Annotated in this window: 17 protein-coding genes and 1 tRNA gene; 11 read left to right on the forward strand and 7 right to left on the reverse strand. The window is 62.5% G+C overall.

The window, feature by feature from the left end:
* The first annotated feature begins 11 nt into the window (after window positions 1-11).
* Window positions 12-620: a TetR/AcrR family transcriptional regulator gene (locus J6524_RS12805; protein ID WP_225670979.1), complete on the forward strand. Its 609-nt coding sequence runs from the start codon at window positions 12-14 to the stop codon at window positions 618-620.
* Here J6524_RS12805 and J6524_RS12810 read toward each other — a convergent pair.
* From J6524_RS12810 to J6524_RS12820, 3 genes are read right to left on the reverse strand one after another with little or no spacing between them, the layout of a single operon-like run.
* Complete coding sequence (locus J6524_RS12810; protein ID WP_225670981.1) at window positions 617-1030, reverse strand: Rieske (2Fe-2S) protein; 414 nt, start codon at window positions 1028-1030, stop codon at window positions 617-619. The genes J6524_RS12805 and J6524_RS12810 overlap by 4 nt on opposite strands.
* A gap of 17 nt (window positions 1031-1047) precedes the next feature.
* Window positions 1048-2160: an amidohydrolase family protein gene (locus J6524_RS12815; RefSeq protein ID WP_225670983.1), complete on the reverse strand. Its 1113-nt coding sequence runs from the start codon at window positions 2158-2160 to the stop codon at window positions 1048-1050.
* A gap of 17 nt (window positions 2161-2177) precedes the next feature.
* Entirely contained in the window at window positions 2178-3239 is a 1062-nt protein-coding gene (locus J6524_RS12820) for an amidohydrolase family protein (protein ID WP_225670985.1), read from the reverse strand.
* Between the two features lie 305 nt (window positions 3240-3544).
* Here J6524_RS12820 and J6524_RS12825 point away from each other — a divergent pair, with 305 nt between their 5' ends.
* From J6524_RS12825 to J6524_RS12845, 5 genes are all read left to right on the forward strand, one after another.
* Window positions 3545-5257, forward strand: coding sequence for an FAD-dependent oxidoreductase (locus J6524_RS12825; protein ID WP_225670987.1), 1713 nt, complete (start codon window positions 3545-3547; stop codon window positions 5255-5257).
* A gap of 68 nt (window positions 5258-5325) precedes the next feature.
* Window positions 5326-5793: a hypothetical protein gene (locus J6524_RS12830; protein WP_225670989.1), complete on the forward strand. Its 468-nt coding sequence runs from the start codon at window positions 5326-5328 to the stop codon at window positions 5791-5793.
* A gap of 121 nt (window positions 5794-5914) precedes the next feature.
* A complete protein-coding gene (locus tag J6524_RS12835; RefSeq protein WP_225670991.1) occupies window positions 5915-7423 on the forward strand; it encodes a glucan biosynthesis protein G in 1509 nt (502 codons plus the stop codon).
* Window positions 7411-9585 carry a glucans biosynthesis glucosyltransferase MdoH gene (gene mdoH / locus J6524_RS12840; RefSeq protein ID WP_225670993.1) on the forward strand — a complete coding sequence of 725 codons (2175 nt, stop codon included), beginning with the start codon at window positions 7411-7413 and terminating at the stop codon, window positions 9583-9585. The genes J6524_RS12835 and mdoH overlap by 13 nt, the downstream gene beginning before the upstream one ends.
* A 78-nt stretch (window positions 9586-9663) precedes the next feature.
* Window positions 9664-11427, forward strand: a complete 1764-nt coding sequence (locus tag J6524_RS12845) for an adenylate/guanylate cyclase domain-containing protein (protein WP_225670995.1) — start codon at window positions 9664-9666, stop codon at window positions 11425-11427.
* A 270-nt stretch (window positions 11428-11697) separates the two neighbouring features.
* Here the strand turns inward: J6524_RS12845 and J6524_RS12850 are convergent.
* Together J6524_RS12850 and cpdR are read right to left on the reverse strand one after the other, a co-directional pair.
* Window positions 11698-11772: transfer RNA gene (locus tag J6524_RS12850), tRNA-Val, on the reverse strand.
* A gap of 105 nt (window positions 11773-11877) precedes the next feature.
* Window positions 11878-12237, reverse strand: a complete 360-nt coding sequence (gene cpdR, locus J6524_RS12855; RefSeq protein WP_027539837.1) for a cell cycle two-component system response regulator CpdR — start codon at window positions 12235-12237, stop codon at window positions 11878-11880.
* Between the two features lie 322 nt (window positions 12238-12559).
* On the opposite strand from cpdR, the gene J6524_RS12860 reads away from it, so the two are divergent.
* The 3 genes from J6524_RS12860 to J6524_RS12870 all read left to right on the forward strand — a co-directional run bounded on the left by J6524_RS12860 (window position 12560) and on the right by J6524_RS12870 (window position 15903).
* The gene (locus tag J6524_RS12860; protein ID WP_225670997.1) at window positions 12560-13447 is read left to right on the forward strand and encodes an N-formylglutamate amidohydrolase; all 888 of its coding nucleotides are present in this window, start codon (window positions 12560-12562) and stop codon (window positions 13445-13447) included.
* A 547-nt stretch (window positions 13448-13994) separates the two neighbouring features.
* Complete coding sequence (hisN, locus tag J6524_RS12865; protein ID WP_225670999.1) at window positions 13995-14774, forward strand: histidinol-phosphatase; 780 nt, start codon at window positions 13995-13997, stop codon at window positions 14772-14774.
* Window positions 14775-14934: 160 nt separating this feature from the next.
* Complete coding sequence (locus J6524_RS12870) at window positions 14935-15903, forward strand: tripartite tricarboxylate transporter substrate binding protein (protein WP_225671000.1); 969 nt, start codon at window positions 14935-14937, stop codon at window positions 15901-15903.
* 12 nt (window positions 15904-15915) lie between these two features.
* Here the strand turns inward: J6524_RS12870 and J6524_RS12875 are convergent, their stop codons facing one another.
* Window positions 15916-16809: a LysR family transcriptional regulator gene (locus J6524_RS12875; protein ID WP_225671002.1), complete on the reverse strand. Its 894-nt coding sequence runs from the start codon at window positions 16807-16809 to the stop codon at window positions 15916-15918.
* 221 nt (window positions 16810-17030) lie between these two features.
* Between J6524_RS12875 and J6524_RS12880 the strand changes: the two genes are divergently transcribed.
* Window positions 17031-17783 (forward strand): sulfite exporter TauE/SafE family protein, encoded by a 753-nt coding sequence (locus J6524_RS12880; protein ID WP_225671003.1) that lies wholly within the window; start codon window positions 17031-17033, stop codon window positions 17781-17783.
* Between the two features lie 4 nt (window positions 17784-17787).
* On the opposite strand, the gene J6524_RS12885 is transcribed toward J6524_RS12880, so the two are convergent.
* The gene (locus J6524_RS12885; RefSeq protein WP_225671004.1) at window positions 17788-18447 is read right to left on the reverse strand and encodes a LysE family translocator; all 660 of its coding nucleotides are present in this window, start codon (window positions 18445-18447) and stop codon (window positions 17788-17790) included.
* A gap of 186 nt (window positions 18448-18633) precedes the next feature.
* On the opposite strand from J6524_RS12885, the gene J6524_RS12890 reads away from it, so the two are divergent.
* Window positions 18634-20439: an adenylate/guanylate cyclase domain-containing protein gene (locus J6524_RS12890; RefSeq protein ID WP_225671005.1), complete on the forward strand. Its 1806-nt coding sequence runs from the start codon at window positions 18634-18636 to the stop codon at window positions 20437-20439.
* Window positions 20440-20518: the final 79 nt, after the last annotated feature.

The following is a 20518-nucleotide window of genomic DNA, read 5'->3' on the forward strand; positions in this document are numbered from 1 at the left end:
ATTGGGGATTGATGTCTAAGGTATTGGAAAGACGAGCTAAACTTCGGGAATCGTTAGTCGAAGCGGCGGAGCGACGGATTGCCGCAGGGGGACTCGCCGGCCTGAAAACCCGCGATCTGGCGCGGGACATCAGCATCGCCAACGGCGCGGTCTACAACCTCGTCGACGACGTCGACGAACTGATCCTGCGGGTGGGATCGCGCACGCTGGCGCGGCTCGATGCCGCGCTGACATCAGCCGAAGCCGACGGACCCGCCTCTCCTCGCGAGACGCTGGTGCGCATCGCCGTCGCCTATTGCGATTTCGCTGCCGAGAATCTCGAACTGTGGCGCGCGCTGTTCGAGCACAGGATGGCGCCGGGCAAACCGGTGCCGGAATGGGCGATCAGCGAGCAGATGGATCTGTTCCGCCACATCTACCGGCCGCTTGCCGAACTCTTTCCAAAGCGCACACCGGACGAACTCGGCGTGACGGCGCGCAGTCTATTCTCAGCGGTGCACGGCATGGTGCTGCTCGGGCTCGAGCAGAAACTGATTGCGGTGCCGGTCGAGGCATTGCGCGAGGAGATCGCGGCGATCGTGCGCGCAATGGTGGACGGGCTGACGGCGAAAGCGGACTAGGTCTCAATGATGACGTAGCTGTCCTCGACGTGCACCGGAAACGTCTCGGCGACGTACGGCCCCTTCTGCAACTCCTCGCCGCTTTCTACCGCGACCGGATAGGAGCGGACCTTCACTCGCTTTGGATCGAACCAGGACTGGCCGTTGCGCATGTCGAACTCCCAGCCGTGCCACGGGCAGCGCAGGAGCTCGCCGACGCGCGAGCGCTGGTAGACGCCGGGCTCTGGCGAAGTCAGCCGCGCGACGCAGGCAGCCTTTTCCAGCGGTGCGCCCTCGTGCGGGCAGCGATTGAGCAGCGCGAAGAACTCGCCGTTGACGTGGAACACGACGATGTCGCGGCCTTCAATGCCGAAGACCTTGTTGCCGCCGGGCGGGATGTCTGAGGTGCGGGCGACGATATGACGGGCCATGTTGTCCTTGTCGCCGCTCAGAGTTTGTAGAGTGCACGCGCATTGCTGTTGAAGATCTTCCGGCGCTCGGTCTCCGTCAGCGGCGTCTTAAAGGCGTAGCGCGGATCGCCGAAATCCCAGTGCGGGTAATCCGACGAGAACAAGAGCCGGTCGGCGCCGACCCATTCGATCAGCGAGCGCAGATGTTTGCCCTCATCGGGCTCGTCGATCGGCTGCGTCGTGAACCAGAAGTGCTCCTTCACATATTCGGACGGGCGGCGCTTCAGATGCGGCACCTCGCTGCGGAACGCCTCGAAGTGGCGGTCCATCCGCCAGGTGGCCGAGGGAATCCAGCCAAAACCGCCTTCGATGAACACGATCTTGAGGTTCGGGAAGCGTTCGGGCACGCCTTCGAGCACGAGGCTGGTGAGTTGCGCGGCCATGGTGTGCGCGTTCGACTGGTGCTCCTCGACATAGTAAGACGGCCAGCCGCTGCCGGTCGGCGCATGCCCGCCATAACCGCCGACATGGATGCCGAGCGGCAGACCGAGCTCCTGTGCGCGGGCATAGATCGGCCAATAGCGGCGGCGGCCGAGCGGCTCGTTGGCACGCGGGCAGACATTGATCTGCACATAACGGCCGATCTTGGCGCAACGCTCGATCTCGGCAATGGCAAACTGCGTATCGTCCTGGCCGGCAAGGATCGACGCCTTCAGCCGCGGATCGCGGTCGGACCAGAAGGCGAGCTGCCAGTCGTTGATGGCGCGCTGGATCGCAGCGCCAAATTCAAGGTTCTGCTGCGAGAAGATGAAGAGGTCGAGCACCTGCAAAATGCCGTACTCGATGTCGAGCGGATCGAGGTGCTGCTTGCGCATGAAATCGAGATCGGAGCCCGGCGGTCCGCCGGTCGGCGGCCAGGCATCGCGACGCGCGATCAGCGGCGAGGAGCGGGGATAGGGCGTGGTGCCGATATAGGGCGTGCGCAGATGGCTGCCATAGGTGCGCAAATGCTCCTGCCAGCGCTTCGGCATGAACTGTTCGATATCGGCATGGGCATGAATGCTCGGATGCACGTCGCAATCGATGATGCGCAGCCGGCTCTTCGCGGCTTCTTCCTCGGCGAGGATGGGGCGGTCGATGACGTCACTCATGCGATCCTCCTTCAAACTCATGCGGCGAGCTTCAGCCGCGGAAAGGTCTCGAGCGGATTATCGACGCACATCCGCGAGACGATGCTATCAGGCAGATATGGCGGCATCGGATCGTCGCCATCGAACTGCCAATGCGGATAATCCGACGCGAACAGGAACATCTTGTCGGAGCCGATCTGCTCGATGACATCTGCGACGCCTGTGGCATCCGGCGGGCCGTCGAACGGCTGCATGGTGACACGGACATGATCGCGGATAATCGAGGCCGGCTCGCGTTCGACCCAGGGCACCTCGACGCGTACGCCGCGCCAGGTCTTGTTGGCGCGCCACATGAACGCGGGCAGCCAGCTTACGCCTGACTCCATGAGCACGACTTTGAGATCGGGGAATTTGCCGAACACGCCCTCATAGATCAGGCTCAGGAGCTGGGCCTGAAACGCCTGTGCTTCCGCGAGATAATATTCGTAGCGATAGGACGGCCAGCCGATCGAACTCGGCGCGGTGCGATAAGCGCTGCCGGCATGGATCGCGACCGGCAGCTTGTGCTTCGCGGCCGCCTGCCACACCGGCCAGTAATGCCGCCGTCCGAGCAGCGTCTCGCCTTGCGCCAGCACGAGCACGGAAACGAAACGGTTGTCCGCTGCGCGCCGCTCGATTTCCTCCACCGCCAGATCCGGCGCCTGCATCGGCACCACGATGGAAGCGCTCAGCCGCGGATCCCTGGACAGCCATTCGGCCGCGATCCAGTCGTTGATCGCTTTGCAGAAGTCGGCCGCCATATAGGAATCAAACACCGCCTGCGCGCCATAGATCACGTTGCAGATCGCGTGGCTCGAGCCGAGCTGATCGAACGCGCCGCGCTGCACCATATTGAGATCGCTACCGGGCTTACCGTTGGCCGGCCGCCAGTCGGCACGGCCGGCAAACGGCATGTTCGGCGGATAGGAATTGAGGTCGAGACCGTCGATCGCGCGGCTGACGACCTGCTCTTTCCAATGATCGCTGAGATAGGGCAGCAGCGTGGTGCGGGTGCCGCCCACGGCGGGATGAATATCGCAGTCGATCCGCGTGGCCGCCATGGAGGTTCCTCGGACTGCTGTTTCGTGGCGGTCTTGGTGCCGCGCTCGCAACTGTGCCGCTGATGCCGTGACGGCGCAAGCGCTTCTCTAGCGGGACCGCCCTGCCCTGGATGCACGGCGCGTTGAGCAACCGCACATAGCGCGGTTGACACGAATGAGGGTCTGTCTCCGCGGAGAGAACCCCTCATCCGGCGCTTCGCGCCACCTTCTCCCGCAAGGGGAGAAGGGAGCTCCAGCGCGATTGACAGGCCAGTCGATCCCAACCCAAATGTCCGCCCCGAGAACAAGGAAGCGAGGCGGAGCGCGTGGCGGGCAACGAACAAGAAACCTACGAATGCGACGTGCTGGTGGTTGGCTCGGGTTGCGGCGGACTGTCGGCGGCGGTCACCGCCGGGCATCACGGCCTCAATGTCCTGATCGCCGAGAAGGAGCCGCGCTTCGGCGGCACCACGGCCCGCTCCGGCGGTTGGCTATGGATTCCCGGCACGTCGCTGGCAAAAGCGTGGGGCATAGAGGAAAGCGAGGGACAGGCCAAGACCTATCTCCGGCACGAAGCCGGCAACAATTTTGATGCGGCGCGCGTCGATGCATTCCTGCGCGAAGGGCCGAAGGCGGTCGATTTCTTCACCACCAAGACGGCGGTGCAGTTCGACATGCCGCTGACGTTCCCGGATTATCATGCCGAAGCTCCGGGCGGCGCGCAGGGCGGCCGCTCGATGGTGACACGGCCGTTCGATGGCCGTGAACTCGGCGCGCACATCAAGGATCTCGGCAGTCCCCTGCCCGAGCTCACCGTGTTCGGCATGATGCTGGGCTCGGGCAAGGACATCGTCCATTTCATGCGCGCGACCAAGTCGCTCACGTCGGCGGTTTATGTTGCAAAACGCCTGTCGAAGCATGCGATGGATGTCTTGCGCCACGGCCGCGGCATGACGCTGACCAACGGCAATGCGCTCGCGGGGCGTCTGGCAAAATCGGCCTTCGACCTGAAGATACCGCTGTGGCTGTCCTCACCTGTGCTTGAGCTGATCGTCGAGGATGGCGCGGTTCGAGGCGCGAACGTCGAACGCCATGGCAAGCTGATCCGCGTCAATGCCAAGCGCGGCGTCGTGCTCGCCTGCGGCGGCTTCCCGCATGATATCGTAAGGCGCAAGGCGATGTTCCCGCACGCGCCCAGCGGCGCCGAGCATTTTTCGCCGGGTCCTGTCGGCAACACCGGCGACGGCCTGCGCCTGGCGGAAACCGCGGGCGGCCGCATCGAGGACACGCTGCCGCATGCGGCGGCCTGGGTGCCGGTCTCGATCACCGAGCGCAAGGACGGCTCCAAGGGTGTGATGCCGCATTTCATCGACCGCGCGAAGCCCGGCGTCATTGCCGTAATGCGTGACGGCAAGCGCTTTGCCAACGAAGGCAATTCCTACCACGATTTCGTGCAGGCGATGGTGAAGGCGGCAAAGCCCGGCGAAGAGATCACGGCGTTCCTTGTCTGCGATCACCGCGCGCTCCGAAAGTACGGCCTTGGATGCGTGCCGCCCTTCCCGATGCCGCTGCGCCACCATCTCGCGACCGGCTATCTCAAGCGCGGCAGCACGCTTGCCGAGCTCGCCGACCGCACCGGCATCGATCCGCAAGGGCTCACGGCGACGATCGAGGAGTTCAACGCGTCAGCCGCGGAAGGACGCGACCCCGCCTTCGGCAAGGGATCGCGTGCCTACAACCGCTACCAGGGCGATGCGCTGCACGGCCCAAACCCCTGCGTCGCACCGATCAAGGACGGACCGTTTTATGCGATCAAGCTGGTGGTCGGCGATCTCGGCACCTACGCCGGCATCAAGACCGATGCGCACGCCCGCGCGCTGGATGAACACGGTCAGCCGATCCCGGGCCTCTATGCCGCCGGCAACGACATGGCGAGCATTATGGGCGGCAACTACCCCGGCGCCGGCATCACGCTGGGACCGGCGCTGACATTCGGCTACATCGCGGGGAAACATCTCGCCGGCGAAAATTCGCCGTAACAGGCGCGCACGATGGAACGAACGTCAGTCGACCCGATTGTGTTTCGGTCGAATCCGGAGACCGATTCATGTGCGCGCCGCGGCTGTTCACAGGCTTTATTCTTGCCCTGATTCCAACGCTGGCAGTTGCCGCAAATACCGAATGGCGCCGATATGTAGTCCCGAGCACCGGGACCAGCGTCGATATGCCGGTCTCGATCTTCACTAGCGATGGCGGAGCGCCCGAAGGCGGAACCGGGCGGCGGTTTTTCACGGAAGACCGCCGCGCTGACATGACGGTGCAGTCCATTCCCAATCCCGGAAACGATTCTCCTGCCATCTTCCTGACCAAGATGCGGCCGCCCGACGGCATCATCTACAAGCGCGTCACGTCCGATTTCTTTGTGGTGTCCAGCATTCGCGACGACCGGATCTGGTACAATCGCTGCAACCGCGGCAACGGCGCCATGAACTGCGTGCTGATCAATTATCCCGCCGCGGAAAAACGTCATTGGGACGGCGTGGTCACACGGATAAGTCGCACGCTGCGAAGCTAACGCGCCTCCGACCAAAAACTAGGCAGATCGGGAAAAACTAGCATTTCAGTTTCGAAATCAGGAACTGTCCGATGTGCACTGCGTTGCCGAGGATCGTTGTTAGTAGCTGCGGGGTTGTTTCGTGAATCGCAGGGATTTCCTTGCTGCTTCTGCGTTGCCGTTGGTGACCGGCGTAGCGCCCGGACTTCTGTCTGCAGCCCATGCCCAGCCCGCGCCATTCGACCGGTCGATCGTCCGACAACTGGCGCGCGATCTCGCAAGCAAGCCCTACAAGGCGCCGAGCGAGAAGCTGCCCGACAATCTCGCCAACCTCAACTACGATCGTTATCGGGCGATCCGCTTCTTGCCGGAGCGCGCGCTCTGGCGCGGCGAAAAACTACCGTTCGAGGTGCAGTTCTTTCATCGCGGGTTCTTCTACAAGAACCGGGTCGACATCTTCGAAGTGAAGAACGGCCAGGCGTCGGTCATCCCATACCAGCCCGACCTGTTTTCGTTTGGCGAGTTGACGCCACCCGGCGCGGCCGTGGATCTCGGCTTTGCGGGCTTCCGCCTTCATGCGCCGATCAACAAGCCCGATTATTACGACGAGGTCTGCGTCTTCCTTGGCGCGAGCTATTTCCGGGCGGTGGCCAAAGGCCAGCTATATGGCCTTTCGGCACGCGGGCTCTCGATCAACACCGGCGAAGCCAAGGGCGAGGAATTTCCGTTCTTCAAGACATTCTGGATCGAGAAACCGGCAGCCGACGCCAATTCTATCGTCGTGCATGCGCTGCTCGACAGCGAGAGCGCATCCGCTGCGTATCGCTTCACCATCCGCCCCGGCGACACCACCGTGTTCGATGTGGAATTGGCGATCTATCCGCGTGTGGATCTCACTCATGCCGGCCTCGCGCCGATGACCAGCATGTTCTTCTTCGGACCGAACGACCGCAAGGACGTCGAAGACTTCCGCCCCTCCGTTCACGATTCCGACGGGCTTGCGATCTTCAACGGCCGGGGCGAAGAGCTTTGGCGGCCGCTACATAATCCACGCGATCTGCAAGTCTCCTCCTTCGGTGACCTCAACCCGCGCGGATTCGGCCTGATGCAGCGTCAGAAAGATTTTGCTGCTTACCAGGATCTCGAATCGAATTTCGAGCGCCGGCCGAGCCTGTGGGCGGAACCGATCGGCGATTGGGGCGAAGGCGTGGTGAAGCTCCTCGAAATTCCGACCAAGGAAGAGATTCACGACAACATCGCCGCGTTCTGGCTCCCCAAGACCTCCCTCGCCGCCAAGGGCGAGCACACCTACACCTATCGTCTGCACTGGGGGCCGGATGCGCCGAAATCGACCTCGCTCGCACGATTCTCCCGGACCGGCATCGGCGCGCGCGGCGATAACGCCACGATCTTCGTGCTCGAGGCAACCGGCGAGCGGCTGAAATCGGTCGATCCGAAAGTCCTGCGCGGCGTCGTGACGGCTGAGAAAGCGAAAATCCAGAATATCGTCACCCTGCCAAACCCGGCGACCGGCGGCTGGCGCTTGAGTTTCGAGCTGTTGAAGGAAAAAACCCCCGTCGAACTCCGCGCATCGCTCATGCAGGGCAATGAGCCGGTATCGGAGGTCTGGGTCTATCGATGGACACCGTAGCGAAACCCCGCGGAGCCAACGGGGCCGGCCATATCCCGCTGAACGATTTCCTCCCTCCGGAATCGCCAACTGATATGGCGGTGCAGGCGTTGCGACGGTTCGAGCCGGCACCCGCGCCCGACTTTGCGCCGATGTGGTTCCGGCGCGGCTTCGTCCTGACCGGCACCGCGATCCTGACCGCGGCGGGCTGCTACGAGATGTACCGGGTGCTTCAGGTCGGCGGCATCACGGTGCTGGAGTCGATCATCCTCGCGCTGTTCGTTCTGCTGTTTGCATGGATCGCCTTCTCCTTCATGTCGTCGCTTGCCGGTTTCTTCGTGCTGCTCACCGGGAAGAAGGACGAACTCGGCATCGACGCCAGCACGCCCCTACCCGCGATCCACAGCCGCACCGCGATGCTGCTGCCGACCTATAATGAGGATCCGCATCACCTGCTGGCGCGATTGCGCGCGATCTATGAATCAGTCGAGGCGACCGGACATAGCGCGCAGTTCGACTGGTTCGTACTGAGCGACACCACCGATCCGGCGATCTGGATTGCCGAGGAGAAATGCTTCCTGAAGCTTCGACAGGATATCGGCAGCAAGGCCGCACTGTTCTATCGCCATCGTCCCGAGAACACCGCGCGCAAGTCCGGCAATATCGAGGAATGGGTCCGGCGGTTCGGCGCCAATTACGAGTGCATGCTGATTCTCGACGCCGACAGCCTGATGACCGGCGACTGCATCGTGCGCCTCGTGGCCGCCATGGAGGCGCACCCGAAGGCGGCGCTGATTCAGACGCTGCCGATCATCGTCAATGCGCGATCCCTGTTCGCACGCTGGCAGCAATTCGCCGGGCGATTGTACGGACCGATGCTGGCGGCGGGCATCGCGTGGTGGCACGGCTCCGAAGGCAATTACTGGGGACACAACGCCATCATCCGTATCAGAGCCTTTGCGCAGTATGCGGGGCTGCCCGAACTCAGGGGACGTAAACCGTTCGGCGGGCATATCATGAGCCACGATTTCATCGAGGCGGCATTGATGCGGCGCGGCGGCTGGGCCATTCACATGGTGCCGACGCTTCGCGGCTCTTACGAGGAATCCCCGCCGACGCTTGCGGATTTCGTCGCTCGTGACCGGCGCTGGTGCCAGGGCAATCTGCAGCACCTGGCGCTGCTGCCGACCCGCGGATTTCACTGGGTCTCGCGGCTTCATCTGCTGACCGGAATTGGATCGTATCTCACGGCGCCGCTCTGGCTGATCTTTCTCGTGTCCGGGATCCTGGTCTCGTTGCAGGCGCAGTTCGTCAGGCCCGAATATTTTCCGAAGGGAGCTTCCCTGTTCCCTCAATGGCCAGCACAGGATCCGGTACTCGCCGCATGGGTGTTCGCGGGCACGCTGGGAATGCTGATCGTGCCGAAGCTGTGGGCTTTCGTCGCGCTCGCCTTCGATCGCGACACCCGGAAGAAATTCGGCGGCGGCCCGCTGGTATTGGCGGGCATTTTTGCCGAGACGATCCTCTCCGGCCTGACCGCGCCTGTGATGATGATTTTCCAGTCGTCCGCCGTCGGCGAAATCCTGTTCGGACGCGATGCCGGATGGCAAGTGCAGCGCCGCGACGATGGCGCGGTCTCGCACCGAGACATGTTAAGCACCTATTCGGTTCCGACATTGGTCGGAATCGCCATGGCGGTGGCGGCCTATGCCGTCTCGGTGCCTTTGCTGCTCTGGATGACGCCGGTGATTCTCGGCCTGCTGCTTTCGATTCCGATGGCGATGCTATCGTCATCGGTGGACCCGAACCGCAGGTCCCGACTATTCCAAACCCCGGAGCAGGCTGCGCCGCCGCCGGTGCTGGTTAGGGCCAATGAACTGGCGAGCACGCCGCATTCACCGCTCGCCTGCCCGCTCCACGAATTGCGCCACGACGCCGGCTTGCGCGAAGCGCATCTTAACAATCTTTCCGGACAACGGCCGCGAAAGCGCGGCGAGGTCGATCCGCATCTCGCGATCGCGCGCGCAAAGATCGAGGATGCTGAAAGGTTCGAGGAGGCAGCAGGCTTTCTCACTCCGCGAGAAAAATTCGCAGTGCTCAATTCGCCGGCCGTGCTGACCAATCTGATCGCTCTGCCGCATCAGACATTTTGCAACAGCGAGCATCCCACCGCTTCAGATTGAGCCGCCGCATTCCGTCATCCGGCACGCAACCTTGGCCAATTCGCTAATTCTGCTAGACTGGTCGCAGGAGAGGCGGAAATGCAAGCGCCTGGACCGGAGCGAAGACTCGCTGCAGTCCTTGCGGCCGACATGGTCGGTTACAGCCGGCTGATGGAGGTCGACGAGGCGGGAACACTTGCACGCCTCAAGACCCACCGGCTCGAACTGATCGACCCCTCCATCGCCAAGAACCGCGGTCGCATCATCAAGACCACCGGCGACGGCCTGCTGGTCGAGTTCCAGAGTGTTACCGATGCGGTGCTGTGCGCGGCCGAGGTGCAGCGCCGGATGGCGCGGCGCAATGCTGACGTTTCGCCAGCGCGATGGATCCAGTTCCGCATTGGCGTCAATCTCGGCGACGTCATCATCGATGAGAACGATATTTTTGGCGACGGAGTCAATGTCGCGGCGCGCCTCCAGGTGCTTGCCGAACCCGGTGGCATTTGCATCTCCGGCGCGGTGCGCGATCAACTCGGCGATCGGCTCGACGAGATCGCTTTCGAGGATCTCGGTGAGCAGAGCGTCAAGAATATCACCCGCCCGATCCATGTGTTTCGGGTGCGGCTTGACGCAACTACCATGGTAGCGCTCGAAAGTGGCAGGGAAGCTTCTGCGACACCCATTGCCAGAAAGCCCTCCATCGCGGTGCTGCCGCTGGTCAATATGAGCGGCGATCCGGAGCAGGAGTTCTTTGCCGATGGCCTCACCGAGGACATCATCACCGAGCTGTCGCGCTTCCGTGACCTTCTCGTCATCTCACGCAATTCGACCTTCGTGCACAAGGGTAAGGCGGTAAAGGTGCAGGAGGTCGCGCGTGAGCTGGACGTCGAATATGTGCTCGAGGGCAGCGTGCGCAAGGTCGGCGATCGCGTGCGTGTCACCGTGCAATTGATCGACGCGCAAACCGATCGGCACGTCTGGGCCGAGCGCTATGACCGCAAGCTCGAAGACATTTTCGCCATCCAGGACGAAGTGACTGGCGCGATCGTTGCAACGCTTCCCGGCCGCGTCGAGGCGGCCACGCAGGAACGCGTCAAGCGCAAGCCGACCGACAATATGGCCGCCTATGAGTGCGTCCTCGCCGCCAAGGTGCTGCACCACCGCTCGCGCCGGGAAGACAATGCGCAGGCGCAGCTTCTGCTTGATCGTGCCATCGCGCTCGATCCCAACTATGCGCACGCTCATGCGTGGAAAGCCTGCGTACTGGGTCAGACCTGGGTGTATGGCTGGTGTGCGGATCGCGACGCCACCTTCCGGCAGGTTGCTGACGAGCTGGAGATTGCGCTAGCGCTGGATGACAATGACAGCGACGTTCATCGCATCCTGGCTGCGGTCAATCTGACGCGCGACGATCATGACAAGGCGGCCTATCATCAGGAACGGGCGATCGCGCTAAATCCGAACTACGATATTGTCGTGGTGCAGCAGGGCGAGCTTCTGACCTGGCTGGGACGGCCCGAAGAAGGCATCGAGTGGATCAGGAAGGCGATGCGCCTCAATCCCTATCACCCCGAGCGCTTCTGGAACCATCTTGGCCGCGCCCTCTACTGCGCCGAGAAATATGCGGAAGCCGCCGAAGCCTTCGCCCGGATCACGCGGCCTGACCATACCCATCACGCCTTTCTCGCAGCCACCTTCGCGCAGATGGGCGACAGTGTCGCCGCAGCCGCCCATGCGGCCGAGGTCGTGAAGCTCGAACCGGCTTTTTCAGTCGCGGGCTATCTCGCCACCCAGCACTACAAGCAGGCGGTTGACCGCGCGCGTCATGAGGCTGGTCTGCTCAAGGCTGGATTGCCGGCCTGAACGTCGATCCTGCGATCGGGAGAATGTAGCCTGCCTGGACCGCAGCTCGTTGGCCGACGGCCCGCCTTCGCCAAGGCTTCGGCGCGGCAGCCTTCGCTGCTATCGCTACGATAGTGGGGAGTGTGGCTTGCCTAGCCGTAGCTTGCGAAGCCGGATCATTCTTTTGGGCACAGTCCGTCTACCTTCCGCTACGCTCCAGCTACGCCGGACACGCCTCGCCCTGATGGTCTTCGCATGGCTGCGCCACGCATAGCCCGTCAGGGCGAAGCGTGGTGGGCACGACAGGGATCGAACCTGTGACCCCTACCATGTCAAGGTAGTGCTCTCCCGCTGAGCTACGTGCCCTAAAAGTCCATATCGGGTGGGGTCCGTATATCGGCTCCAAAGCGCCCGGGCAAGGATGCTCAGGAAGTAATTTCTGGAGCGATTTTGACGGAAATGGAGGCCGAATCAGGCCGCCAGCATCTTATTCACTTCGCTGACCAGTTCGCGCAGGTGAACCGGCTTGGCCAGCACCTTGGCGTTCTTGGGCGCCTCCGAATCGGAATTCAGGGCGACCGCGGCAAAGCCGGTGATGAACATGATCTTGATGTCGGGGTCGAGTTCCGAGGCGCGGCGCGCCAGCTCGATGCCGTCCATTTCCGGCATCACGATATCGGTCAGCAGCATCTCGAACGGCTCCTCGCGCAGCCGCTGATAGGCCGACATGCCGTTGTCGTGGGGCGAGACCTGAAAGCCGGCGTTTTCCAGCGCCTTGACCAGGAAGCGGCGCATGTCGTTGTCGTCTTCGGCGAGGAGGATCTTGTGCATGGCGGTTGGTGGTCGAGCCCGGCTTGGAGGATCATTCCGCCCACTAAGCCCGATAGAGGGTAAATTTCGGGTGAAAGGTAATTATGTCTCGGCAACAGGGGGCAGCGCTATTTTCAGTAGCGCCCATATCAGGAGCAAACAAGGCGGCGCTTTTCGGGCGTTTGCGACAGCTTCCAGGCGAATAGCGGCTTTTTTCGCTTGGCAGAATGATTACGATTACGGACAATGCATCCTTACAAAATCCTGTCCCTCGCAGGCAGAATCGGTCGCATGATCGATCACCGCGAAGGGAATGCGGACATTCAAGGGACGGCGCCCGACGATGACTCAGTTTGATGGCGAGCTGTCGCCCCCGTTCGAGATCGTGGAGCCGGAGCGCTGGCGGGCGCCGATCATCTTTAACTCGCCCCATTCCGGCTCGGTCTACCCGCTCGAATTTCTCAACGCCTCCCGGATCGATCTCCCTGCGCTGCGCCGCTCCGAGGATTCGTTCATGGACGAACTGATTGGGGACCTGAGCGCGCAAGGATTTCCGACTGTCCGGGTCAATTTTCCCCGGTCCTATGTCGATGTGAACCGCGAGCCATATGAGCTCGATCCGCGCATGTTCACCGGACGCCTGCCGAGCTTTGCTAATACCCGCTCGATGCGGGTGGCCGGCGGCCTCGGCACCATCCCGCGGGTGGTCGGTGACGGACAGGAAATCTACCGCGAGCGACTTTCGGTTGATGAGGCGTTGGGACGAATCGAGGCACTTTATAAGCCCTATCACCGCGCGCTGCGGCGGCTGATCAACAAGGCCCATCAGGCGTTCGGCACGGTGATCCTGGTCGATTGCCACTCGATGCCATCGGTCGGCGTGTCCAGAGATGAGCCCCGGCGGCCTGATATCGTGATCGGCGACCGCTACGGCACGAGCTGCGCGAGCGTGTTGCCCGATGTCGTCGAGGAAGTCATGAGCAAGCTCGGCTATTCGACCGGGCGCAACAAGCCCTATGCCGGCGGCTTCATCACCGAGCATTACGGCAACCCCGCCAGCGGGCTGCATACCGTGCAGCTCGAGCTCAACCGCGCGATCTATATGGATGAGCGGCGGCGCGAGCGCAGCCCGCGCTTTGCGCAGGTGATGGCCGACTTCACCACGCTGGCGGAGGGGCTGGCGCGGGTGCCGCTCGGAGATCTCGGCCCATTCCAGGCGGCGGCGGAGTAGTTGCTCACTGGTCATTCCGGACGTCGCGCTGCGAAGATCCGGAATCTCGAGAGTCCGGGTCTGCGCTTCGCGCATCCTGGAAGAGAAAAGCCGAAAAGAAAAAAGGGCCGCTTGAATGACAAGCGGCCCAAGTCTAGGGAGGAAACGCCCAAGGAGGGCAGCGGTAACGCGAAGCGCTACCGCACCGCAACAATATGCGACCGCGCTGCACAAAACGCAAGGGTTTTTGAGCTGGTTCCGGTGCAAAGTGGAACAGGCTGGCGGATCGGCAACATATCAGGGCGACACGGAATAGCTATTTAATATCAGACACTTACAGCTAAAACGGCACCAGCCCCCGCTTCCTTGCAGTGCTGGTATGCCAAAAATTCGCGACTTCGTAATATCAGCTCTAACCAAAAATCCACGCCTAAACGAAAGCCGTTTCGAAACCAGATTCGAAAGCTGGTGCGCAATCCGGATGGGAATAACGTGCTGTTAGCGATGCGCGGCCGCCCGGATTGGGCTAGGCAAGAGACGGCATTGTTATTGCGGTTAAGGGACAGCCGTGACGGTCATCGATTTCACAGCGTTTATCGGGCGGCTTGCGACGGCTTCGGGTGAAACCATCCTGCCGTTCTTTAGAACCTCGCTCTCCATCGACAACAAGAGCGCCAGCGATTTCGACCCGGTCACCGAGGCCGACCGCGCCGCGGAAGCGGTGATGCGGCGCCTGATCAAGGCCAATTTTCCCCAGCACGGCATTGTCGGCGAGGAATTCGGCAACGAGCGCGAGGATGCCGAATATGTCTGGGTGCTCGATCCGATCGACGGCACAAAATCCTTCATCGCGGGATTCCCGATCTGGGGCACGCTGATCGCGCTCCTGCACAAGGGAACGCCGGTGTTCGGCATGATGCACCAGCCCTATATCGGCGAACGCTTCTCCGGCGATTCCGGCTCGGCGCATTATTCCGGTCCGTCCGGCGAGCGGCGGCTAACAGTGCGCCGCTGCGCGACGCTGAAGGAAGCAACTTCCTTCACCACCAGTCCGCTGCTGATGAGCGCCGCCGACCGCGAGATCTTCGGTCGGGTCGAGAGCGCGGTGAAGCTGTCGCGCTATGGCGGCGATTGCTATTCCTACTGCATGCTGGCGGCCGGCCATCTCGACCTCGTGGTCGAGACCGAGCTCAAGCCCTATGACATCGCGGCATTGATCCCGATCGTCACAGGTGCCGGCGGCATCGTCACCAACTGGGAGGGCAAGCCCGCCCAGAGCGGCGGCCGCATCATCGCCGCCGGCGACCCCCGCGTGCACGAAGCAGCAATGAAACTGCTGAACAGCTAGCGACGAAGCGATACGGCGATCAATCAAACTCGTGCGCACGACGAACTCCTGCGTTGACGAGGCTTGGCTGCGACCGCAACCGGCAGGACCTTGCATCGCGCGGCTCGTCGCGTACGATGCCCCTCAACGCGCACGATAGATGCGCCCTCGGGGAGTATCCATGAGATTGCTGAGCAAGCTGCTTGCCGGACTAACGCTATTGTTGTTACCGGCTCTCGCCTCCGCGCAGGACTTCCCCACCAAACCCATCAAGCTGATCGTGCCCTTCCCGGCCGGCGGACCCAACGACATCATTGCGCGGGTGATCGGTCAGCGCATGTCCGAGATAACAAAGCAGCCGGTTTTGATCGACAACCGCGGCGGCCAGGGCGGCGTGCTCGGCACCGATGCAGTCGCGAAAGCTGCGCCCGACGGCCACACCATCGCGATATCGAGCGCAGGCGCGCTCGCCATCAGCCCGAGCATGGAGAAAGTCGCCTACGACACGCTGAAGGATTTCGCGCCGATCACGCTGGTAGCGACTGTGCCCGAGATGCTGGTCGTTGCGACCAACGTGCCCGCCAAGGACATGAAAGAACTGATTGCGCTCGCCAAGGCGCAGCCCGGGAAGCTGAACTTCGCCTCGTCCGGTCCGGGCAGCCTGCCGCATCTGGCCGGCGAACTGTTCAAGCTGACGGCCGGCATCGACATCGTGCACGTCCCCTACCGTGGTGCGGCGCCGGCGGTGAACGATTTGCTGGGACAACAGGTGCAGATGACGTTCCTCGACCTGCCGGTGCTGTTGCCGCAGATCAAGGCAGGTGCCCTGCGGCCGATCGCCATCGGTGCAGCCGAGCGGGCGCCGACCGCGATGGAGGTGCCGACGACAACCGAGGCCGGAATGCCCGGCATGATCATCGAGAACTGGTACGGCATGGTCGCGCCCGCCGCCACGCCGCCCGCGATCGTGGCGGCCTTGCACAAGATCACGACCGAGGCGATGGCCGATCCAACCGTGAAGGAAAAGCTCGCTGCGCAAGGCGCGACGCTGGTCGGCGACACGCCGCAACATTTCCGTGCCTTTATCGATAGCGAAATCAAAAAGTGGGCGAAGGTGATCAAGGACGCAGGGGTCGCGACGACGAAGTAAATCCCCCACATCTCAACGCGGGGCGCTCTTGCGCAGGTGCTCCGCGAATTGCTGCGCGGGTTTTGGCAATGACCGGAAGCTGCGGGCGCAAATCGCCAGCCGCCGGTTGGCCCAGGAATCCTTGATCCTGATGACATTGATCTTCATCGATTGCGCGCATCTTTTTGCTGCGACCTCCGGCATCACGGCAATTCCGATGCCGGCGGCCACCATCTGGCCGATTGAATCGAAATTGTTCAGCCGGGCGCGGAAACGTAGCCGCGCGCCGAGCCGTGCCGCATGTCCGCTGACATGGGCATGCAGCGCGCTCGAAGTGATCAGGCCGATGAAGTCTCGCCCTACCACTTCTGCGAATTCCACCTGTCGCCGGTTCGAAAGCTCGCCCTCACGGGGAGCGACCAAGACCAGGCGATCCTCGCTGAAGGGAAGCCGCTCGATATTGTCAGGCAGCGCATGTTCGGCCGCGAGCCCCAGATCGGCGGCGCCGGTGACGATGGCGCGGGCGATGTCGCCGCTTTCGTGCTCCTCCACGTCGATCGAGATGTGCGGATGTTCCTTCAGAAATGAAGCCAATGTCTTCGGCAGATATTCCGACAGCGCAGAGGTATTGGCGAGAAAGCGGACCGTCGCCTTCACGCCGCGGGCAAAGCTCAGGAGATCGCCGCGCATGGCCTCGACGTTGTGGATCACGATCCTGGCATGATCGAGCAGGGTTTCCCCCGCTGGCGTCAGCTCGACGCCGCGGCGGCCGCGCGCCAGCAGCAAAACGCCGAGCGCCTCTTCGAGTCCCTTGATCCGCTCGCTCGCGGAAGCCAGCGCGAGATGGACGCGCTGCGCCCCATTGGTGATGCTGCGGGTCTCCGCCACTGCGATGAAGAGCTGAAGATCGACCAGGTCAAAACGCATTGGGGAATTCCTAGCGGCTCATTGCGAGCGAAGCAACTTGTCCGCCGTAGCTCGGAAAGCGAAGGCGGAAGCAATCCATCGCGCCGCAAGTGGAGAGGTGGATTTCTTCGTCGCTTCGCTCCTCGCAATGACGAGACGGCCATCAGCCTTCGTTTATCCCGAAGGCTGTCTCCGTAACCTCCAGATTGTGCCTGATCCGCGGATAGGTCAACGTCCGGCGCATGATTGAACCCATGCTCGTTCTCATCGCCTCGGCATTCCTGCTCGCCGGCTTCATCAAGGGTGTCCTCGGACTTGGCCTGCCGACGGTATCGATGGGCCTGCTCGCCGTGATGATGCCGCCCGGACAGGCGATCGCGATCGTAATCGTACCCGCGATCGTCACCAACATCTGGCAGACCTTCGGCGGCCCTTACTTGCGCGACATCATGCGGCGGCTGTGGCCGCTGATGCTCGGCACCGTCGCCGGCATCTGGCTGAACGCGGGACTATTGACCGGCCCCTATGCGCCCTACGGCACTGTCGTCCTCGGCGCGCTGCTGGTGATTTACGCGATCCTCGGCCTCGGCAAGCTCAACTTCAAGGTCGCGCGGCGCGACGAGAAATGGATTGGCGGCATCGTCGGCCTGATCACCGGCGTGGTGTCGGCCGCGACCGGTGTTCAGGTGATCCCGTCAGTGCCTTATCTGCAGGCAATCGGCATGGAGAAAGACGAGCTGGTGCAGGCGCTCGGCGTGTTCTTTACTGTGGCAACGATGGCGCTGGCCTTCACGCTCACCGTCACAGGGCTGCTGACGGCGGCGACCGCGCTGCCGGGCGCGGTAGCTATGGCGGCGTCCTTTGCCGGCATGTTCATCGGCCAAGCGGTGCGGAGCCGGATGCAGCCCGAAGTATTCCGCCGCTGGTTCCTGATTGCGATGATCCTGTTCGGGCTTTATCTCGCCGGCAGCGCTTTCTTGAAAATCCACGGCTGACGCATCAGCGCGCTTCCAGCATCGCAACGCGGATACCGAGATACACGAACAGCCCGCCGAGCATCCGGTTGATCCAGGCCATTACATTGGCCGATTGCCTGATGCGCCGCGCCGCCCCTGCCGCAAACGCCGCGACGCCGAGGCACCACAGCGTGCCGTTGAAGATGAAGATCAGGCCCAGGACGAGGAAGGCCAGCGTCTTGTGGGCAGAATCCGCCGCCACGAACTGCGGCAGGAACGCCAGAAAGAACAGCGCCACCTTCGGATTGAGCACGTTGGTCAGGGCGCCCTGCCAGAACACGCGTGCAAGCGACGTTTCGCCGCCCGCCAAGCCATTACCTGCCGCGGCCGCTTCCGCCAGGGGCCGCGAACGCGACAGCAGCATCTGGAGGCCAGTAAAGAGCAGATAGGCTGCGCCGACCCATTTCAGGACAGTAAAGGCGGCAGATGACGCCATCAGCAGCGCCGACAGGCCGATCGCGGCGCCGAACACGTGAACAAGGCAGCCGGCGCTGATTCCGGTCGCCGCCGCCGCCCCGCCCCGCCATCCGAACTGAATGCTGCGGCCGATGATGTAGGCGGTGTCCGGCCCCGGGGTGATGTTGAGCAGCAGCCCGGAAAGGATAAACAGCCATAGTTGGTGGATGCCGAGCGCCTCTGCCATTGTTAAGTGGTTCCCTGTGCCTGAGATTTATGACGCACGTGTCAAATCTGGATGGATTGCAGTACTATCATGAGCAAATCGGCCTTCCATCAGATTGCGCATATTTTATAAACATTGGATTTAGTCGGCCGACCGCGTAGTGGTTAGCCTGCCCATTCCGGCGCCGTTGGGGATATAGTGGGGGATATGGAAAGACGCCTGGCAGCCATCGTCTGCGCTGACGTCGCCGGCTATTCCCGCATGATGGGGGCCGACGAGGCGGGAACGCATGCCACGTTCAAGGCGCATCGCACCGCGATCTACCCGATCATTCTCAATCACGGCGGCCGGCTGGTGAAGAACACCGGCGACGGCTTTCTCGTGGAATTTCCCTCTATCGTCGGCGCCATCGAGGCCGCTGTCGCGATGCAGTTGGTGATGGCGGAGCGAAACGAACACCTGCCCGCCGACCGCATCATGCAGTTCCGCATGGGTATCCACATGGGCGACGTGATGGCCGACGAGGACGAGGTGTTCGGCGACGACGTCAACATCGCCGTCCGTCTCGAATCGGTCGCCGCCCCCGGCGGCGTGGCGGTATCGGGCAAGGCCTGTCACGAGGCCGGCAAGCGCCTCAGCATCACGCTGGTCGATGCCGGGCCGCACCGCTTCAAGAATATCGACGAGCCGATTCATGTCTGGACCTGGCGGCCCGAAGGCGCGGATGCCGGCGCCCCGGCGCGTAAAGAGACGTCGGCTGCCGGCCTGCCGGCCCAGTATCGCACGGCGATCGTGGGCGTGCTGCCGTTTGCGAATTTGAGCGAAAGCGCCGACGAGTATTTCTCCGACGGGCTGACCGAGGACTTGATCCACGCGCTTTCACTGCAGTCGTTCTATCGGGTGCTGAGCCGGAACGCGACCTTCTCATTCAAAGGCAAGAATGTGAGCACGCGCCTGATCGCGCGCGAGATCGACGCCACATACCTGATCCAGGGCTCCGTGCGCCGCTCAGCGAACAAGATTCGCGTCACCGCCGACTTGATCGTGCCCGAAACCGGCGAGCAGCTATGGACCGGCCGGTTCGACCGTGACATGGGCGACCTGTTCGCCATGCAGGACGAACTCACCACCAGCCTTTCGGCGGCGATCGCGGCGGAGATCTATCGCGCGGAAGCCTCCGCCCCGCCCCGCTCGCCGTCGAACGACCTCACCGCATGGGACCGCTTTCTCAAGGGGCTGTCCCATTATTACCTGCAGACCAAGGAAGATTTCGAAACCGCGATCGACCTGTTCAAGGAGGCGATCGCGCTCGATCCGACGCTATCGATCGCGCGCGCTTATCTCGCCACCATCCAGACCCAGGCCATCCATTTCGGCTGGATCAAGGGCACGCGCGAAGTTTGGGATGGCGCAATGAGCCTCGCCGAGAGCAGTGTCCGGCTCGACCCCCGTTCGTCCTTTGCGTTTCAGATTCTCGCCTATCTGCATGCACTGGAAGGGCATTACGAGGCGGCCATGGATGCCGCCAATCGCGCCGTCAACCTCAACCCCTACGACATGGGCGCTCGCGGCGTGCTTGGCGCCTGTCATCTCTACAACGGCGACCATCGGACCGCCGTCGAATTATTTACGATGGCAGCGCAGCGCGGCAACAGCGATCCCCGATACCAATTTGCGGCGTTCAACGCCTTCAGCCATTATCTGCTCGGCCAATATGACGCTTCGCTGTCATGGGCGCGTGAGGCCCTGTACGCCAATCCCAATCATCTGCAAGCGCTCACGATACGGACGGCGGCGTTCGCCCAACTGCGACGATCCGACGAGGCGGCAAATGCAGCCGCGGTTGTGCTGAGCAACTATCCAACGCTGACCGTCGAACGTTACTTGCGGAATTTTCACTGGAGGCTTCCAGCCGACATCGCACACTTCCGCGACGGTCTCGTGAAGGCGGGGCTCCCCTTCAGCAGATTGACCCTCGTCGAAACCTCGCCAAAACTCGCCGCAGATTCCTGAGCGTGTGTAAGCCGGTCGGTTGACACGGCGCCTAATCCCGCCAACACTTGGCCTACAGCCTGAAGTAGCGCCTCGCCGA

It is taken from the genome of Bradyrhizobium hereditatis, assembly GCF_020329435.1.
Lineage (GTDB): Bacteria > Pseudomonadota > Alphaproteobacteria > Rhizobiales > Xanthobacteraceae > Bradyrhizobium > Bradyrhizobium hereditatis.

What these genes read in the sequence shown, in the direction of transcription:
- J6524_RS12805 (WP_225670979.1), top strand. Translation starts at nt 12, where the DNA reads ATGTCTAAGGTATTGGAAAGACGAGCTAAACTTCGGGAATCGTTAGTC.
- J6524_RS12810 (WP_225670981.1), bottom strand. Translation starts at nt 1,030, where the DNA reads ATGGCCCGTCATATCGTCGCCCGCACCTCAGACATCCCGCCCGGCGGC.
- J6524_RS12815 (WP_225670983.1), bottom strand. Translation starts at nt 2,160, where the DNA reads ATGAGTGACGTCATCGACCGCCCCATCCTCGCCGAGGAAGAAGCCGCG.
- J6524_RS12820 (WP_225670985.1), bottom strand. Translation starts at nt 3,239, where the DNA reads ATGGCGGCCACGCGGATCGACTGCGATATTCATCCCGCCGTGGGCGGC.
- J6524_RS12830 (WP_225670989.1), top strand. Translation starts at nt 5,326, where the DNA reads ATGTGCGCGCCGCGGCTGTTCACAGGCTTTATTCTTGCCCTGATTCCA.
- mdoH (WP_225670993.1), top strand. Translation starts at nt 7,411, where the DNA reads ATGGACACCGTAGCGAAACCCCGCGGAGCCAACGGGGCCGGCCATATC.
- J6524_RS12845 (WP_225670995.1), top strand. Translation starts at nt 9,664, where the DNA reads ATGCAAGCGCCTGGACCGGAGCGAAGACTCGCTGCAGTCCTTGCGGCC.
- cpdR (WP_027539837.1), bottom strand. Translation starts at nt 12,237, where the DNA reads ATGCACAAGATCCTCCTCGCCGAAGACGACAACGACATGCGCCGCTTC.
- J6524_RS12860 (WP_225670997.1), top strand. Translation starts at nt 12,560, where the DNA reads ATGACTCAGTTTGATGGCGAGCTGTCGCCCCCGTTCGAGATCGTGGAG.
- J6524_RS12870 (WP_225671000.1), top strand. Translation starts at nt 14,935, where the DNA reads ATGAGATTGCTGAGCAAGCTGCTTGCCGGACTAACGCTATTGTTGTTA.
- J6524_RS12875 (WP_225671002.1), bottom strand. Translation starts at nt 16,809, where the DNA reads ATGCGTTTTGACCTGGTCGATCTTCAGCTCTTCATCGCAGTGGCGGAG.
- J6524_RS12880 (WP_225671003.1), top strand. Translation starts at nt 17,031, where the DNA reads ATGATTGAACCCATGCTCGTTCTCATCGCCTCGGCATTCCTGCTCGCC.
- J6524_RS12885 (WP_225671004.1), bottom strand. Translation starts at nt 18,447, where the DNA reads ATGGCAGAGGCGCTCGGCATCCACCAACTATGGCTGTTTATCCTTTCC.
- J6524_RS12890 (WP_225671005.1), top strand. Translation starts at nt 18,634, where the DNA reads ATGGAAAGACGCCTGGCAGCCATCGTCTGCGCTGACGTCGCCGGCTAT.